Origin of the sequence: Sphingopyxis sp. A083, from assembly GCF_001468495.1 — a bacterium.
Lineage (GTDB): Bacteria > Pseudomonadota > Alphaproteobacteria > Sphingomonadales > Sphingomonadaceae > Sphingopyxis > Sphingopyxis terrae.
On sequence record NZ_LNSK01000013.1, the window covers coordinates 46,476 to 62,870 of the forward strand.

The 16,395-nt window shown below is 63.5% G+C and carries 13 protein-coding genes and 1 tRNA gene; 8 read left to right on the forward strand and 6 right to left on the reverse strand.

From position 1 onward, the window contains the following. Positions 1-22 precede the first annotated feature (22 nt). Positions 23-1,336 carry an aspartate aminotransferase family protein gene (locus ATE59_RS15905; RefSeq protein ID WP_058813273.1) on the reverse strand — a complete coding sequence of 438 codons (1,314 nt, stop codon included), beginning with the start codon at positions 1,334-1,336 and terminating at the stop codon, positions 23-25. Positions 1,337-2,165: 829 nt separating this feature from the next. Here ATE59_RS15905 and ATE59_RS15910 point away from each other — a divergent pair. The 8 genes from ATE59_RS15910 to ATE59_RS15945 all read left to right on the forward strand — a co-directional run bounded on the left by ATE59_RS15910 (position 2,166) and on the right by ATE59_RS15945 (position 11,663). Then, positions 2,166-3,512, forward strand: a complete 1,347-nt coding sequence (locus ATE59_RS15910; RefSeq protein ID WP_058813274.1) for a glutamine synthetase family protein — start codon at positions 2,166-2,168, stop codon at positions 3,510-3,512. A 13-nt stretch (positions 3,513-3,525) separates the two neighbouring features. Continuing rightward, entirely contained in the window at positions 3,526-4,791 is a 1,266-nt protein-coding gene (locus ATE59_RS15915) for an NAD(P)/FAD-dependent oxidoreductase (RefSeq protein WP_058813275.1), read from the forward strand. Continuing rightward, on the forward strand, positions 4,788-6,131 hold the full coding sequence (locus ATE59_RS15920) for a transaminase (protein WP_058813276.1): 1,344 nt from the start codon (positions 4,788-4,790) through the stop codon (positions 6,129-6,131). The genes ATE59_RS15915 and ATE59_RS15920 overlap by 4 nt, the downstream gene beginning before the upstream one ends. A gap of 7 nt (positions 6,132-6,138) precedes the next feature. Beyond that, positions 6,139-7,530 carry a glutamine synthetase family protein gene (locus ATE59_RS15925; protein ID WP_058813277.1) on the forward strand — a complete coding sequence of 464 codons (1,392 nt, stop codon included), beginning with the start codon at positions 6,139-6,141 and terminating at the stop codon, positions 7,528-7,530. A 118-nt stretch (positions 7,531-7,648) separates the two neighbouring features. Then, positions 7,649-8,755 carry an ABC transporter substrate-binding protein gene (locus ATE59_RS15930; protein ID WP_003044614.1) on the forward strand — a complete coding sequence of 369 codons (1,107 nt, stop codon included), beginning with the start codon at positions 7,649-7,651 and terminating at the stop codon, positions 8,753-8,755. Positions 8,756-8,779: 24 nt separating this feature from the next. Continuing rightward, positions 8,780-9,685 (forward strand): ABC transporter permease, encoded by a 906-nt coding sequence (locus ATE59_RS15935; protein ID WP_058813278.1) that lies wholly within the window; start codon positions 8,780-8,782, stop codon positions 9,683-9,685. Further along, a complete protein-coding gene (locus tag ATE59_RS15940; RefSeq protein ID WP_058813279.1) occupies positions 9,685-10,530 on the forward strand; it encodes an ABC transporter permease in 846 nt (281 codons plus the stop codon). Before ATE59_RS15935 ends, ATE59_RS15940 begins: the two co-directional genes overlap by 1 nt. 2 nt (positions 10,531-10,532) lie before the next feature. Beyond that, a complete protein-coding gene (locus tag ATE59_RS15945; protein ID WP_058813280.1) occupies positions 10,533-11,663 on the forward strand; it encodes an ABC transporter ATP-binding protein in 1,131 nt (376 codons plus the stop codon). Between the two features lie 99 nt (positions 11,664-11,762). On the opposite strand, the gene ATE59_RS15950 is transcribed toward ATE59_RS15945, so the two are convergent. The 5 genes from ATE59_RS15950 to ATE59_RS15970 all read right to left on the reverse strand — a co-directional run bounded on the left by ATE59_RS15950 (position 11,763) and on the right by ATE59_RS15970 (position 16,356). Beyond that, complete coding sequence (locus tag ATE59_RS15950) at positions 11,763-12,701, reverse strand: DUF808 domain-containing protein (protein ID WP_058813281.1); 939 nt, start codon at positions 12,699-12,701, stop codon at positions 11,763-11,765. 138 nt (positions 12,702-12,839) lie between these two features. Then, the gene (locus ATE59_RS15955; protein ID WP_058813282.1) at positions 12,840-14,213 is read right to left on the reverse strand and encodes an aspartate aminotransferase family protein; all 1,374 of its coding nucleotides are present in this window, start codon (positions 14,211-14,213) and stop codon (positions 12,840-12,842) included. Between the two features lie 181 nt (positions 14,214-14,394). Further along, positions 14,395-15,135 carry a gamma-glutamyl-gamma-aminobutyrate hydrolase family protein gene (locus tag ATE59_RS15960; RefSeq protein ID WP_058813283.1) on the reverse strand — a complete coding sequence of 247 codons (741 nt, stop codon included), beginning with the start codon at positions 15,133-15,135 and terminating at the stop codon, positions 14,395-14,397. A 45-nt stretch (positions 15,136-15,180) separates the two neighbouring features. Continuing rightward, positions 15,181-16,152: a glucokinase gene (gene glk, locus ATE59_RS15965; protein ID WP_058813284.1), complete on the reverse strand. Its 972-nt coding sequence runs from the start codon at positions 16,150-16,152 to the stop codon at positions 15,181-15,183. 127 nt (positions 16,153-16,279) lie between these two features. After that, positions 16,280-16,356 (reverse strand) — tRNA-Arg (locus ATE59_RS15970). Positions 16,357-16,395 lie beyond the last annotated feature (39 nt).

Below are 16,395 nucleotides of genomic sequence, written 5' to 3' on the forward strand. Positions count from 1 at the left end.
TACGCCCACCCGAGCGGAGCGGTCAATCGATGCGGTCCAGAAGCTCGGCAAGCTTGCCGAACATCGCGTCTATCTCTGCCTTTTCGACGATCAGCGGCGGCGACAGCGCGATGATGTCGCCCGTTGCGCGCACCAGCAGGCCGCTGTCGAAGGCAGCATGGAACAACTCCATCGCCCGCGCCGTCCGAGCGCCAGGTCGTGGTTCGAGTTCGATGCCGGCGACAAGCCCGATCGTGCGGATATCGATGATGTGGCGCCGCCCCTTCAGGCTGTGCGCCGCATCCTCCCAATAGCCGGCGAGTTCGTTCGCCCGGTCGAACAGCGCTTCGCGCGCATAAATATCGAGCGTCGCCAGCCCCGCCGCGCTCGCGAGCGGGTGGCCCGAATAGGTATAACCGTGGAACAGCTCGATCCCGCCCGGCACGCTTTCGATCACGGCGTCGTGGAGGTCGCGCTTCACGGCGACCGCGCCCATCGGCACCGCCGCGTTGGTCAGCCCTTTCGCCATGGTGATGATGTCGGGGGTCACCCCCCAGGCCTCGGCAGCGGTCGCCGCGCCGACGCGGCCGAATGCTGTAATCACCTCGTCGAAGATCAGGATGATGCCGTGTCGGTCGCAAATCTCGCGCAGCCGCTGGAGATAACCGGCCGGCGGGATCAGCACGCCGGTCGAGCCCGCCATCGGCTCGACAATCACCGCCGCGATCGTTTCGGCGCCATGCAGATCGACGAGCCGCTGGAGGTCGTCGGCCAGTTCGGCGCCGTGCGCCGGGAAACCGCGCGCGAAGGCATTGCGGGCCAGATCGTGCGTGTGCCGCAGATGATCGGTTCCGGGCAGCCCCGGCCATGTGCGGCGATTGCTGACGATCCCGCCGACGCTGATTCCGCCGAAACCGACGCCATGATAGCCGCGCTCGCGCCCGATCAGCCGGGTGCGCGTCCCCTGCCCCTTCGCGCGCTGCACCGCGAGCGCGATTTTGAGCGCGGTATCGACCGATTCGGACCCGCTGTTGGTAAAGAATATCCGGTCGAGCCCTTCGGGCATCAGCGCCGCGAGACGCTGCGCCAGCTCGAAGGGCAGCGGATGGCCAAGCTGAAAGGTCGGCGCGAAATCGAGCGTTGTCGCCGCCTTGGCGATGGCTTCGGCGATTTCAGGGCGGCAGTGGCCGGCATTGCTGCACCACAGGCCCGAGGTGCCGTCGAGGATCCGGCGTCCGTCGCCCGACTGATAATACATCCCGCTCGCCGCGACGAGCTGGCGCGGATGGGCCTTGTAGGAACGGTTCGCGGTGAAGGGCATCCAGAAGCTTGCCAGCTGGTCGTTGTCACCCTGCATCGATCATCTCCCAGCTCTGCCGAGGGCGGCAAGCGGCCATTATTTTGTCAGCCCCAAAGTTCACCGAAGGTCAGCCTTGTCCGTTCTCCATCTCTGGCGTTGGCACAACCGACGCGCCAGGTGTCGTGCGACGCTATCGCGTCCAAACAAAGTAGGACAGCGAAAAATCGGGGGCGGGATAGTGACTTTGGGGTGGATTCCAGCCTTTCAATTCTCGTCATGCTGAACTTGTTTCAGCATCCATGGACGGGACTTTCGTCCGGCGCGGCGCTTGAGGAAATGGCGCGCCATGGATCCTGAAGCGAGTTCAGGATGACGATGCTGTAAATGTCGGGCTGCGGTGGCTAGCCGACAAATCTCTCTTCCCGTTCGTGTCGAGCGAAGTCGAGACACCCATCGACGCGACGCATGGCCGGAGAGGCATCTCGACTTCGCTCGATGCGAACGGGCTGGGGAAGCATGAGTGTCTACCTACGGTCGTTAACGGCTCATCCTGCTTTGGACCGGGATACCCTCACATCGGTCACCTCGCTCTGCCCAGCGGCCGCCGCCATCAAGACAACTATCAATGACGAGATAACTTCGCGCTACCCAACCAGCCCAAATGCCGAGCATACCTGCGAGTATTACAGCCAACACGATTCGTCGCCTCATGCTGTGAGTTATAGGTCCGCTTGCAATGTCCGCAATCGGCCGGTTCGCGACACTCTGCCTCCTGAAATATTCCATCGAGAAATGACCGATAACGGCCCCTCTGGCGCTCCGTTCAACTTCGCTATACGCTGCATGTTCCACAAACGGGCCGGCTCCTCGGCCCAATCGGGGGCGCATGTCAGTCAATCTGGAACAATGGATCAGCGACCATAATATCGACGAAGTCGAATGTATCGTTCCCGACATCAACGGGGTCCAGCGCGGCAAGGTTCTGCCCGCCAAGAAATTCCTCGCTTCGGTCAAGGACAAGTCGCTGCGCATCCCCGGCAGCGTCTTCATCTGCACGATCGACGGCCATTATCCCGAGGATATCGACGATATCTGGGACAAGGATCCCGACAAGATCCTGCTTGCCGACCCCGATACCATCTGCGTCGCGCCGGGCTTCACCTCGCCGACGGCCTTCGTCATTGCCGATGCCTATAATGGCGACGGCACCGAGGTCGATATCGCGCCGCGAACGATCCTGAAAAAGGTGCTGGGCCTTTACCAGGACAAGGGATGGAAACCGATCATCGCACCCGAGGTCGAATTCTATCTCGTCTCGCAGAACACCGACCCCGACTTTCCGTTGACGCCGCCGACCGGCCAGTCGGGCCGGGCGGAAACCGCGAGCCAGCCCTATGGCCTTGAAGCCATGAACGAATATGAGGATATCATCGATCATATCTATGACGATTGCGAGCTGATGGGGCTCGATATCGACACGATGATCCACGAAATGGGCGCCGCGCAGCTCGAGGTGAATTTCATGCACGGCGATCCGCTGCGGCTCGCCGACGAGGTGTTTCTCTTCAAGCGCGTCGTCCGCAACGTCGCGAAACAGCACAGCGTCTATGCGACCTTCATGGCGAACCCGATGGCGGGTCAGCCGGGAAGCGCGATGCACATTCACCAATCGGTCGTCGATGCCGAGACGGGGCGCAACCTGTTCGCGACCGCCAATGGCCGCGACAGCGCGGCCTTTCGATCCTATGTCGCGGGACTGATCCGCTTCATGCCGCAAATCTCGCCCATGTGGGCGCCCAATGTGAACAGCTTTCGCCGGATGCGTCCCGACAGCGCGGCGCCGATCAACGTCCAGTGGGGCGTCGACAACCGGTCGTGCGGCTTTCGCATTCCGGTGTCGGACAAGAACAACCGCCGCGTCGAAAACCGCCTGCCCGGCGCCGACAGCAATCCCTATCTGGCGATCGCGGCCTCGCTCGTCTGCGGCTATATCGGCATGGTCGATCGCATGGTACCGCCCAAGCCGATCACCGGCAGCGCCTATAACCGCGCCCGCACCCTGCCGCGCACGCTGGAAGCCGCGCTCGACCGGTTCAGCTCCTGCAAGAAGGTCCGCAACCTGCTCGGCGACGATTTTTTCGAAATCTTCTACGCCGTGAAGGATTATGAGCTGTTCAACTATCAGTCGGTGGTGTCGAGCTGGGAGCGCGAACATCTGCTGATGCGCGTTTGACGCGCGCGACGCCATGACCGACCCGCTGAGCCACAGCTATTATTCGGCGACCGCGCACGATTGGCTCGTGGATGCGGACATCGAGGGCGCATACGCCTGCGACGTTGCCGTAATCGGCGGTGGCTTTACCGGCTTGTCGGCCGCCCTTGCCTGCGCCGAGAGAGGCTTTTCGGTCATTCTCGTCGAAGCGGAACGGGTCGGCTTCGGCGCATCGGGACGCAATGGCGGGCAGTTGATCCCCGGTCTTCGCTGGTCGGCGTCCGAACTCGAAGCCGAATTCGGCCGCGAACGCGCCGATGCCTTGTTCGATCTTTGCTGGCGCGACAATCGCGTAAAGCACCGGATCGCGACACATGGCATCGACTGCGATCTCAAGGCAGGGCATCTCGAGGCCGCGTGGACACCGAAAGATTTCGATGCGATGCGGCGCGAAGCCGACTATCTGGGCCAACGCCACAGCTATGAAACCGATGTGGTCGCCAAGGCCGACATGGACGCCCATATAGCAAGCCCGCTCTATCATGGCGGTGTCTACGATCCGCAGGGCGGGCATTTCCATCCACTCAATTACGCGATCGGTTTGGCGAAAGCCGCCGAAGCGGCCGGCGTCCGGATACTTCAGGGAAAGCGTGCAAACTGGATTCTCGACGGCAACGGCGGCGAACTGTTTCTCGACCGGTCGACGATAGAGGCACGCTACGTCATCGACGCCACCGATAGCTGGATCGGCGAGGTCGAGCCCGACCTCGGGCGCTACACGGTACCGATCATGAACTATAATATCGCGACGGCGCCGCTCGCGAATGCCGATGCACTGCTTCCGACCGACGCCGCGGTCGCCGACAGCCGTTTCGTGCTCAACTATTTTCGCCTGTCGGCCGACAAGCGCCTGATCTTCGGCGGCGGCGAGCGTTATTCGCAGACGCCGCCGCGCGACATCGCCGCGTTCGTGCGTCCGTTCATGGCGGAAGTTTTTCCGCAGATCGCCAATGCCGAAATCGACTATGGCTGGGGCGGTGCGGTCGCGGTGACGATGAACCGGTTGCCGCATATCGGGCGGCGCGGGAACGTCTTTTTCGCGCATGGATTTTCGGGGCATGGCGCGCTGATCACGACGACCGCCGGCGAATTGATCGCCGAGGCGCTGGCGGGGACCGCCGAACGCTTCGACGTGCTCGCGAGCCTGCCCTCGCGCCCCTTCCCCGGCGGCAAATGGCTGCACCGCCCGCTCGCGACGCTCGGCCTTCTCTATTACGCACTGAAAGACAGGCTGGGATGATCGCCGACGCCGCCATCGCCCGCGTCGCCGCGCGCGAGGCCGAACGCTTCCGCGCCGACAACCCGCACGCTTTCGCGCATCAGGCCGCGGCGACCGGCTGGTTCCAGTCGGTGCCCTTCCACTGGATGAAAGATTGGCCCAGCCCGGTGCCGATCGTCGCCGCGTCGGCCAAGGACGCGACGCTGACGAGTATCGACGGGCGGACCTATGACGATTTCTGCCTTGGCGACACGGCCAGCCTGTTCGGCCATTCGCCGCCCGCCCTCGCCGCCGCGCTCGCACGGCAGGCGGCCGAAGGACTGAGCTATATGCTGCCCACCGCCCGCGGTGCCGCGCTGTCGGCGAAGCTGTCGGCCATGTTCGGCTTTCCGCAATGGCAGGTGACGACCACGGCGAGCGAAGCCAATCGCGCCGTCATCCGCTGGTGCCGCGGGATCAGCGGGCGGCCGAAAATCCTGACCTTCAACGGCGCCTATCATGGCGCGGTCGACGATGCGTTCGTCGATCTGAAAGACGGCGCGCCGGTGATGCGCGCCAGCCTGATCGGCCAGATCCACGATCTTCGCGGCACGACGACGGTGATCGAATTCAACGACGCAGGCACGCTTGCCGCCGCGCTGCGCGGCGGCGATATCGCCTGCGTCCTCGCCGAACCCGTCATGACCAATGTCGGCATGGTGCAGGACGCACCGGGCTTTCTCCAAACGCTGCGCAGCCTGTGCGACGAGACGGGCACGCTGCTGGTTTTCGACGAAACGCACAGCATCTCGTCGGGCTATGGGGGCCATGCCCGCACCCACGGTCCGATGGCGGATCTGATGGTCGTCGGAAAGTCGATCGGCGGCGGCGTGCCGTGCGCCGTTTATGGTTTCAGCGCCGCGGTCGCGGAGCGCATGGCGGCGCTCAACAGGAGGCGCCCGCCGGGGCATAGCGGCATCGGCACGACGCTCTCCGCCAACGCGCTTGCGATCACTGCGATGGACGTCATGCTCGGCGAGGTCATCACCCCCACCGCCTATGACGCCATGCTGCGCGGCGCCGCGCGGCTGGTCACGGGGCTGGAGCGCGAAATCGCCGCTGCGTCGCTCGACTGGCACGTCACGCAGGTCGGCGCCCGCGTCGAGTTTCTGACCTGTCCCGTCCCGCCCCGCAGCGGCGGCGAGGCGAAGGCGGCGATGCACCCCGCGCTGGAGGCCGCGATCCACATTTTCCTCGCCAACCGGGGAATTTTGCTGGCGCCATTTCACAATATGATGTTGGTGAGCCCGGTGACCGGCGACGACCAGATCGACCGGCTGGTCGGCGGCTTCGCCGACTGCATCAAGGCGCTGAAGGAGTAGTGGGGCAATGGCGAAGTCGTCGGGCGTGATCGCGCCGCGGTCGGAGGCCGAGGAATTCTTCCGGGCCAATCCCGACGTCGATTCGATCGAGATGATCTATACCGACATGGGCGGCGTCCCGCGCGGCAAGCGGCTGCGCCAACATGAGGTGCTTGCTGTCTATGAAAGCGGACGCATGTTCCCCGGCTCGATCACCGTCGTCGACATCACTGGGCAGGACACCGTCGAAACGGGCTTGGTCTGGGAAGATGGCGACGCTGACCGATCGATGAAGCCGATCCCCGGCACCCTCGTCCGCACGCCGTGGGGCGGCGATCAGGCCGCGCAGTTCCTCGTCGATTTCTATGAACTCGACGGCACGCCGCACGACCTCGATCCCCGCCATGTGCTCGGCCGCGTGATCGACCGCTACACCGCCGACGGCCTGACCCCGGTGCTTGCAGTCGAGCTGGAATTCTACCTGCTCGACCCGCGCCGCGCGCGCGACGGGTCGGTGCGCCCCGCCCGCCCCGGCTACAGCCGCGACACGCCGCGCAATGTCGAAGTCTATGGCCTGCGTGAACTCGACGACTTTCGTCCCTTCTTCGACGCCCTCTATGCGGCGACCGACGTGCAGGGCCTGCCGCTCGAAAGCGCGATCAGCGAATTTGCACCGGGCCAGTTCGAGCTGACGCTGCGCCACAAGCCGGACGCGCTGCGCGCCTGCGACGACGCCATCATCTACAAGCGGCTGGTCAAGGCGATCGCGCAGCAACATGGGCTCGAAGCGACCTTCATGGCCAAGCCTTTCGCCGAACAGGCGGGGAGCGGGATGCACATCCACGTCTCGGTCAACGATGGCGCGGGCGGCAATATCTTTGCGAGCGACGATCCCGAGGGCACCGATGCGCTGCGCCACGCGATCGGCGGCATGATCGGCAGCGTCGGCGACGGCTTTGCGCTCTTTGCCCCGCACGCCAACAGCTATCGCCGGTTCAAGGCGAACAGCTACGCCCCCGTAGCGCCGACGTGGGGGGTCAACAATCGCACCGTGTCCTTCCGCATCCCGGCCGGGCCGCCGCCAAGCCGGCATGTCGAGCATCGCGCTTGCGGCGCCGATGCCAATCCCTATCTCGCGGTAGCCGCCGTGCTCGCCGGCATGCATCACGGAATGACAAGCCGGACCGACCCGGGTCCGGCGGTCGTCGGCAACGGCTATGATCGCGACGCCTCGGGCGACGACAAGCCGCCGTCGAACTGGTTCGCGGCGGTCGACCGCTTCCACGCCTCGGCGCTGATGCGCGATTATCTCGGCGACCGCTTCGTCGACATGTTCAGCATCGTGAAGCGGGTCGAACAGGATCGCTATTTCGGGACGGTGCCGACGATCGACTACGACTGGTATCTGCGCAACGCATAGCGACCTGCCTGGGCCACGACGCACGAAAATGTCACGGATTCGTGTTGCGGTGCAAAAAAGCCTCTTTTCAAGCCGACATTAATGAGTCAGCTTGCGGTCACAATCAGGGAGGCCAGCCATGGATTTGAACGAACTGCTCGCGCAGGGCCGCAATCGCCGCTCGCTGCTTCAGGCGATGGGCGTCGCCGCAATCGGGATCAGCTTCGGCGGCCTCGCCGCGTGCAGCAAGGGCAGCGACAAGAAGCTTGCCAACGGAGAAGAGGCCAAGCTCAACTTCTACAACTGGGACACCTATATCGGCGAAACGACGCTCGACGATTTCAAGGCGTCGACGGGCGTCGATGTCACGATGGACCTGTTCGACAGCAACGACACGCTGTTCGCGAAGTTCAAGGCGGGCAATCCCGGCTATGACGTCATCGTGCCGTCGAACGACTTTGTCGAACGCATGGCGCGCGCCGACATGCTGATGCCGCTCGATCATGCGCAGATCCCGAACATGAAGAATATCGACCCCAGCTTCCTGAACGTCGATTATGATCCGGGCCGCAAATTCTCGATGCCTTACACCTGGCTGGTTCTGGGTATCGGCTATCGCAAGTCGAAGGTGAAGACCGCGCCCGACAGCTGGAAGGTCCTGTTCGACAGCGACGAATATAAGGGCCGCATGGCCTGGCTGTCGGAGGCCGGCGACATGTTCCGCCTCTATGGCAAATATCTCGGCAAATCGGTCAATTCGCTGACGCCGGAGGATATTCAGACCATCTCGGCGATGATGATCAAGCAAAAGCCCTATGTGAAGAAATTCCACGAGGATGACGGGCAGGATCTGCTGCTCAAGGGCGACGTCGATGTCGTGCTCGAATATAATGGCGACATCGCACAGGCGATGACCGAGGATCCCGATCTCGATTTCGTCGTGCCGAAGGAAGGCAGCCAGCTCAATTCGGATACGCTGTGCATTCCGAAGGGCGCGCCGCACCCGAAGAACGCCCACGCCTTCATCAACTATATGCTCGATGCCGAGGTCGACAAGAAGATCACCGAAACGATCCTCTACCCGACCCCCAATGCCGCCGCGAAGGCGCTGATGCCCGACAGTTACAAGAACAACCCGGTCATCTTCCCGCCCGCGGACGTCCTCGCCAAGTGCGAATATGCGAAGTTCAACGAAAAGCTTCAGCCGCTCTACGAGGAAGCCTTTACGAAGGTGCGGGCGTCGTAACGGTCTGAAAGGGGCATCGGGGGGATGGCCGAGCAGGACTGGAAAGCGAACAAGCGGGTCTTCGCGGCGGTGTCGGTTCCGACCCTGCTATGGACCCTCCTGTTCTTCGTCATCCCGATGGCGATCGTCTGGTTCTACAGCTTCGGCGAGAACCGGGGCCTGACCGAGATCGAATTTTCGGGAACGCTCGAAAATTACAAGCGCGCGACCGAATTTCTCTATCTGTCGATCTTCGGCAAAAGCTTCGCGGTCGCGGCGCTCGTCACACTCATTTGCCTGATCGTGGGCTTTCCCGTGGCGATGGCGATCACCTTCGCGAGCGAGAAGTGGCGGCCGTGGCTGCTGCTTGGCATCATGCTGCCCTTCTGGACCAATTTGCTGATCCGCACCTATGCGCTGATGATGCTGCTCGGCACCCAGGGCTTCGCCAACAAGGGGCTCGGCGCGCTGTGGGACGGCGCGAGCTGGCTCAAGACGCTCGTCGGGATGCAGCCGCTTCCGACGTGGGACCCGGTGCAACTGCTCTTCAACAATTTCGCGGTCGTCTTCGGGCTGGTTTACGTCCATCTACCCTTCATGGTGCTGCCGCTCTATGCGGCGCTTGACCGGCTCGACCGCAGCCTGATCGAGGCGAGCCTCGACCTTGGCGCGGGGCATTTCCGCACGATCATGCGCATCGTCGTGCCGCTGGCCGCGCCGGGCATCGTCGCCGGCGTAATGATCACGCTGATCCCCGCGCTCGGCGCCTATCTCACACCGGACCTGATGGGCGGGACCGACAGCCAGATGATCGCGAACGTGATCGAACGCCAGTTCAAGAAAGCGAACGACTGGCCCTTTGGCGCCGCGCTCTCCTTCATCCTCATCTACGCGATGTTCATCCTGATCGCGCTGCAATCGATGCGGCGCAAGGTGCCGGAGGCGCGCTGATGGCGATCTTTTCCCGCACCCCGCGCGCGCCGCTGGAATATAGCCGCACCCTGTGGATGCGGCTGTGGGTCGGCGCGGTCATGGTCTTTCTCTACGCGCCGCTGGTCGTGCTGATGATCTTCAGCTTCAACGACAGCAAGCGCAACGTCGTCTGGCGCGGCTTCACCTTCAAATATTATGACAAGGCCCTCGGCAACGACGTGCTGGTCGAGGCGCTCGTCAACTCGCTCACCATCGCGGCGCTCGCGACGCTTATCAGCCTGATCCTCGGCGCGGTCGCGGCGGTGATGCTCTGGCGTTTCCGCTTCCCGTTGAAGGGCGCGGTCGACGGAACGATTTCGCTACCGATCATCGTTCCCGAAATCTGCATGGGTGTCGCCTTCCTGATCTTTTTCGCCAAATGGCTCGAATGGCCGACCGACCTGATCTGGCCCTTCAATCTCGGCGCGATCATCATTGCCCACATCACCTTCTGCTTTCCGTTCGTGACGATGGTGGTGCGATCGCGCCTCGCGACCTTCAACCGCGAGCAGGAGGAAGCGGCAAAGGACCTCGGCGCCGGCGAATGGGCGGTGTTCCGCGATGTGCTGATCCCGCACATGCGCCCGGCGCTGATCGCGGGCGCGCTGTTGTCCTTCACGCTCAGCCTCGACGATTTCGTCATCACCTATTTCACCAGCGGCCCCGACACGATCACCTTCCCGGTGAAGGTTTATTCGATGGTCCGCTTCTCGGTGACGCCCGAAGTCAACGCGGCGTCGACGCTGCTCATCCTCCTCACCATCCTGCTCACCGCCGTCGCGCTGAAACTTCAGGGCGTCAAAGCCATTGCGGAAACCCATTGACCATGACCGACGCGCCCAAGCCGATCATCCAGATCCAGAATGTCTCCAAACGCTTCGGCAAGGTGACCGCGGTCGATAACGTCAGCCTCGACATCATGGCGGGCGAGTTCTTCGTGCTGCTCGGCCCGTCGGGCTGCGGCAAGACGACGCTGCTGCGCATGATCGCCGGCTTCGAATTGCCGACCGAAGGCCATATCCTGATCGACGGGCAGGACATGGCCGGTATCCCGCCGAACAAGCGGCCGGTGAACATGGTGTTCCAGAGCTATGCCGTCTTTCCGCACATGAGCGTCGCCGATAATGTCGCCTACGGCCTCAAGATCGCGGGCGTGCGCGGCGGCGAGGTCAAGGATCGCGTTGCCGAAGCACTCGAGCTGGTAAAACTCGGCGGCTTCGAAGACCGGATGCCCGACCAGATGTCGGGCGGCCAGCGGCAGCGCGTCGCGCTGGCGCGTAGCCTCATCATGCGGCCGAAGGTGCTGCTCCTCGACGAACCGCTGTCGGCGCTCGACGCCAAATTGCGCGCGCAGATGCAGTTCGAGCTCGCCGACCTGCAGGACCAGGTCGGCATCACCTTCGTCACCGTGACGCACGACCAGGACGAAGCGCTGTCGATGGCGAGCCGCATCGCGGTGATCAACAAGGGCGACGTGGCGCAGCTCGCCGGGCCTTCGGACCTGTACGAATATCCCGCCAACCGCTTCGTCGCCGATTTCGTCGGTTCGGTGAACATCTTCGAAGGCAAGCTGACGCTCGACGAACCCGATCGCGCCGCTGTCGATTGCCCCGGATTGGGGCGCGTCTATCTGAACCATGGCGTGACCGGCCCGCATGGCGCCGACGTCTGGGTCGCGCTGCGACCCGAGAAAATCTATCTGCACGTTCCGGGCGAAGGCAAAGCGGTGCGCGCCGCGGCGCAGGACGCCCCCGAGGGGCATAATTTTGCGCGCGGCACGATCAAGGGCATGAGCTATCTCGGCGATATCACCCTTTACGATATCGAACTCGAATCGGGCGCGCGGCTACGCGTGTCGCGCCCCAATCTGTCGCGCCACGACCAGGAGGATTTCACCTGGGACGACAAGGTCAGCATGCACTGGCGCGCCGACAGCCCTGTGGTTTTGCTGGGATAAACTTCTCCGTCATTGCGAGGAGCCGAAGGCGACGCGGCAATCCAGCGCGTGCGCAAACCGCTCTGGATTGCTTCGGTTCGCTCGCAATGACGATGTGGTTTAATGTGCCGATTTCTTGCCCGGCACGAAGTGCAGCACTCCGACGATCAGCCCACCGAGCAGCAATCCGAAGATGCCGTCGCCGGTCGCCTTGATGAGCCACGTCCAAAGCCCTTCGAGCGGCAGTCCGCCCGCGACCGAATGAGCCAGCGATTCGAGCGCTTCGGCGATGCCGCCGATATGATATTCGTGCAGGCCGTGCAGCACGATCTGCCCGCCGACCCACAGCATCGCTGCGGTGCCGATCGTCGCGAGCGCCGCCAGCAAACTGGGCATGAAATTAACCAGCCCCCGCCCGATCGCCTGCCGCGCCGCCGATCCGCGCTTGGCCATGTGCAGACCGATGTCGTCCATTTTCACGATCAACCCGACCACGCCATAGACCGCGATGGTAATCAGCACCGCAACCAGCGCAAGCGTGGCGCCGCGCATCACGAGATGTTCGTCCAGCACTTCGTTGAGCGCGATCACCATGATTTCGGCCGACAGGATGAAGTCGGTCCGCACCGCGCCCTTCACCATCACTTCTTCATGATTGCGGTCGGCGACGATCTCGGCATCTTCCTCCAGGCTCGTCTTGTCTCTCTGCAGCGCGTGGATGACCTTTTCCGCACCCTCGAAGCAGAGATAGGCGCCGCCCATCATCAACAGCGGCGTAATCGCCCAGGGCAGGAACGTCGACAGCAGCAACAGCGCCGGCAGGATCAGCACCAGCTTGTTGAACAGCGATCCCTTGGTGATCCGCCAGATGATCGGCAATTCGCGATCGGGCGTGAAGCCGGTGACGTAGCGCGGCGTCACCGCGGTATCGTCGACCACTACCCCCGCGGCCTTGGCTCCGGCCTTCGACGCCGCGGCGCCGACGTCGTCTATGCTCGCCGCCGCAACCTTGGCGATAGTGGCAACGTCATCGAGCAGCGCAAAAAGGCCGGATGGCATGGAGGTCGATCCTTTTACTGGACATATGCCCTCAACCCGCTCGTCCTGAGCGTGTCGAAGGACCGTTCTTCTCTTCACGTCTAAAGAAGAAAACAGTGCTTCGACAAGCTCAGCACGAACGGGAATGGCAAGAAATCGCTAGAGCGCCCGCAGCTTCGGCATCACCTCGTCGAGCGATTTGCGGATGATCGCCACCATCTCGTCGATCTGTTCGGTGGTTATGACCAGCGGCGGGCACATGACGAGGCTATCGCGGATACCGCGCACCATCAGCCCGTTCGCGATGCACGCATCGCGCGCCATCGGACCGGCGGTCCCTTCGGCACCGCCGAACCGCGCGCGCGTTTCCTTGTCAGCGACGATCTCGACCGCGCCGAGCAAGCCGATCGAGCGCGTTTCGCCGACGAGCGGATGATCGTCCAGCGTCGCAAGCGCTTTCGCCAGATGCGGTCCCGTCACGCTGCCGGTGCGTTCGACCAGCCCTTCGCGTTCGATGATCTCGATATTCTTGAGCGCGACCGCCGCAGCGACCGGATGGCCCGAATAGGTAAAGCCGTGGACGAAATCGCCGCCGGTCTTGAGCACGTCGACGACATGGCTCGCCACCGCTGTCGCCGAGATCGGAAGGTAGCCCGACGAAAGCCCCTTCGCCATCGGCATAAGGTCGGGGGTGAAACCCATGGTTTCATGCCCCCACATCTTCCCGGTGCGCCCGAAACCGCAGATGACTTCGTCGGCCACGAGCAGCAGGCCATATTTGCGCACCACCGCCTCGACCTTCGGCCAATAGCCCTTGGGCGGGATGATGACCCCACCGGCGCCCTGAACCGGCTCGCCGATGAAGGCGGCGCAATTTTCGGGACCGACTTCCAGGATCTTGTCCTCGATCGCAGCCACGCAGGCATCGCAGAATTCTTCCTCGGTCATCCCCTGCCCTTCGCCGTAGAAATAGGGCTGGCGGACATGTTCGACGCCGGGAATAGGCAGGTCGCCCTGCGCATGCATGGCCTTCATCCCGCCGAGCGATACGCCCGCCACGGTCGAACCGTGATAGGCATTCCAGCGGCTGATGAAGACGGTCCGTTTGGGCTCGCCCTTCAGTTTCCAATAATGGCGCACCATACGGAACACCGTGTCGTTCGCCTCGCTGCCCGAGGCGTTGAAAAAGATGTGCGGCAGGCGCCCGCCGGTGAGCTCGGCGATCTTCGCCGCAAGCGTCACGGTCGGCGGCGTCGCGGTCTTGAAGAAAGTATTATAGAAAGGCAGCTCGCGCATCTGCGCCGCCGCGGCCTCGACCAGTTCCTCGCGGCCATAGCCGACATTGACGCACCAGAGGCCCGCCATGCCATCGAGGATACGGTGGCCGTCGCCGTCGACGATCGTGCAGCCTTCGGCATGGGTGATGATGCGGCTGCCGCCGAGTTTTTCGATTTCGGCCCAGTCGGCCTGCGCGGGAAGATGGTGCGCGACGTCGAGGCGGCGCAGTTCGGCGATGTCGTGATTACGGGGCATAATATCATCCTGATCCAGAAGTCCGTTCGCATCGAGCGAAGTCGAGATGCCTCTCTGCCTTGCGCTGCGACGATAGGTGTCTCGACTTCGCTCGACACGAGCGGAGACGAGGGATTCGGGCTCAATCAGGGCGAGAAGCTGATCCGCGCGAGATAGCGATCATATCGGGTGACGCGGCGGTTCATAGTTCGCCTCTTAGCGCGCGGCCGAGAAGGTGGAAATAGGTCTGGCTCTGATCATTGCCGTCGGTCGCCCATTCGGGGTGCCATTGCACCGCGAGCAACGGCGCTCCGTTCGGCCGCGCGCTATAGGCTTCGACCAGTCCGTCGGGTGCACGCGCTTCGACCTCCAGGCTGTCGGCGAGCGCGCCGATGCCCTGATAATGAACCGAATTGACCTCGAGCGAGGGCGCGGCATAGGCCGACGCAAGCAGACCCCCTTCGACGAGATCGACCTTGTGCCGATGATCGAACATCGCGTCGAAAGCGGCATCGTCGGGCGCGTGATGGTGCAGCAGTTCGTCGCTCGCCGACGTGTCGCGGCGCAGCGTTCCGCCCAACGCCACGTTGATTTCCTGAAAACCCCGGCAGATGCCGAACAGCGGGCGCTGTGCGGCGATCGTCGCTTCGACAAGCTCGATCATCATCCGGTCGCGATCGGGGTCGAACGGCCCCTCGCCTTCCGCCGGATCGCCATAGAGCGCCGGCGCGACATTCGACGGCGTTCCGGTAAGCAGCACGCCGTCGAGCCGTCCGACAATCTCGCGCGCGTGCATATGATCGGGAAGCGACGGGATGATGAGCGCCGCGCAATCGGCATAGCGCATCGCAGCGGTCGCATAGCGGTTGATCACCGTTTGCGCGACCTCTGTCCCGACGGTGCGGTTGCAGGCGATAATACCGAGGACGGGGCGCGCGGACATGCCCCCTTGCTGCCGCCTTTTGCGTCCTCGCGCCAGCGGATTTTTTCAGCGATGCTGGCGCGCGAATGCCGCAGCGGCGCCGAAAAGGCCGGGCTGCGGGTGGGTGATCAATTTGACCGGGATCGCCGCCATGAAATTCTCGAAGCGCCCCTTGGCGACGAAGCGCTCGGGGAAACCCGACCGGACGAGCTGGTCGCGGATACGCAGGCCAAGCCCCCCCGCGATCACGACGCCGCTGGCGCCCTGTGCAAGCGCAAGGTCGCCTGCAACGCTGCCGAGCGACAGACAGAAGCGATCCGCAGCCGCAGCCGCCAGCGCATCCTCGCCGCTCAGCGCCGCTGCCCATATCGTGCGGTCATCGAGCGGAGTGATCGCGCGTCCTTCCATGCTCGCCAGCGTTTCATAAATATCGACGATGCCGGGACCGGATACGATACGCTCTACCGACACGCGGCGATGGCGTTTGCGCAGCCGCGCGAGGATGGCGTCCTCGATGCTGTCGAGCGGCGCGAAATCGACATGTCCGCCTTCGGTCGCCTGGACGCGATAGTCGGTCCCATCGCGCCATACATGCGCGACGCCAAGCCCGGTCCCGGGGCCGATAACGCTGACCGTTCCCATTGCGGGAAGCGGCTCGTCCGGGCCTGTCAGCCGCTCGAAATATTGCGCCTCGGCCTGCGCGACCGCATAACCGACCGCCTCGAAATCATTGACCAGCGTATAGCGGTCGACATTCAGCTTCTCGCCGATCAGCGCCGGGCGAATGATCCAGGGATTGTTGGTGAAGCGAATGATCTCGCCGCGCGTCGGCCCCGCGATCGCAATGGCGACGGCGCGCGGGAGCGCACCGCCCTGCCGCCGCTCGAAATCCTGCCAGGCGGTCTGAAAGCTGGCGTGATCCTTTGTATGCAGCGTCGTTTCGGGCGCGAGCGAGACAACGCGGCCGGCCGCCACCTCGGCGATCGCGAAACGGGCGTGCGTGCCGCCGATATCGACCGTAACGATGGCTTCGCTCATGACTCTCCTTCGCCGGTCCATCATGGCCGGATCGCGTCCGGAATGTCGCAGGCCCGGCAGCGATGCAACAGGGCATAGCTATGCACGGTCGCGCCCGCGAATCCTGAATTTCGATGTCGAAGGGGAATGGCGCACCCGGAACGATTCGAACGTCCGACCCTCAGATTCGTAGTCTGATGCTCTATCCAGCTGAGCTACGGGTGCGTGGAGCGGTGCCTTTAGGAGCAGTCGGCGGGGCGTGCA

What these genes read in the sequence shown, in the direction of transcription:
- glk (WP_058813284.1), bottom strand. Translation starts at nt 16,152, where the DNA reads ATGAGCGAAGCCATCGTTACGGTCGATATCGGCGGCACGCACGCCCGT.
- ATE59_RS15920 (WP_058813276.1), top strand. Translation starts at nt 4,788, where the DNA reads ATGATCGCCGACGCCGCCATCGCCCGCGTCGCCGCGCGCGAGGCCGAA.
- ATE59_RS15930 (WP_003044614.1), top strand. Translation starts at nt 7,649, where the DNA reads ATGGATTTGAACGAACTGCTCGCGCAGGGCCGCAATCGCCGCTCGCTG.
- ATE59_RS15950 (WP_058813281.1), bottom strand. Translation starts at nt 12,701, where the DNA reads ATGCCATCCGGCCTTTTTGCGCTGCTCGATGACGTTGCCACTATCGCC.
- ATE59_RS15910 (WP_058813274.1), top strand. Translation starts at nt 2,166, where the DNA reads ATGTCAGTCAATCTGGAACAATGGATCAGCGACCATAATATCGACGAA.
- ATE59_RS15935 (WP_058813278.1), top strand. Translation starts at nt 8,780, where the DNA reads ATGGCCGAGCAGGACTGGAAAGCGAACAAGCGGGTCTTCGCGGCGGTG.
- ATE59_RS15915 (WP_058813275.1), top strand. Translation starts at nt 3,526, where the DNA reads ATGACCGACCCGCTGAGCCACAGCTATTATTCGGCGACCGCGCACGAT.
- ATE59_RS15905 (WP_058813273.1), bottom strand. Translation starts at nt 1,336, where the DNA reads ATGCAGGGTGACAACGACCAGCTGGCAAGCTTCTGGATGCCCTTCACC.
- ATE59_RS15925 (WP_058813277.1), top strand. Translation starts at nt 6,139, where the DNA reads ATGGCGAAGTCGTCGGGCGTGATCGCGCCGCGGTCGGAGGCCGAGGAA.
- ATE59_RS15945 (WP_058813280.1), top strand. Translation starts at nt 10,533, where the DNA reads ATGACCGACGCGCCCAAGCCGATCATCCAGATCCAGAATGTCTCCAAA.
- ATE59_RS15955 (WP_058813282.1), bottom strand. Translation starts at nt 14,213, where the DNA reads ATGCCCCGTAATCACGACATCGCCGAACTGCGCCGCCTCGACGTCGCG.
- ATE59_RS15960 (WP_058813283.1), bottom strand. Translation starts at nt 15,135, where the DNA reads ATGTCCGCGCGCCCCGTCCTCGGTATTATCGCCTGCAACCGCACCGTC.
- ATE59_RS15940 (WP_058813279.1), top strand. Translation starts at nt 9,685, where the DNA reads ATGGCGATCTTTTCCCGCACCCCGCGCGCGCCGCTGGAATATAGCCGC.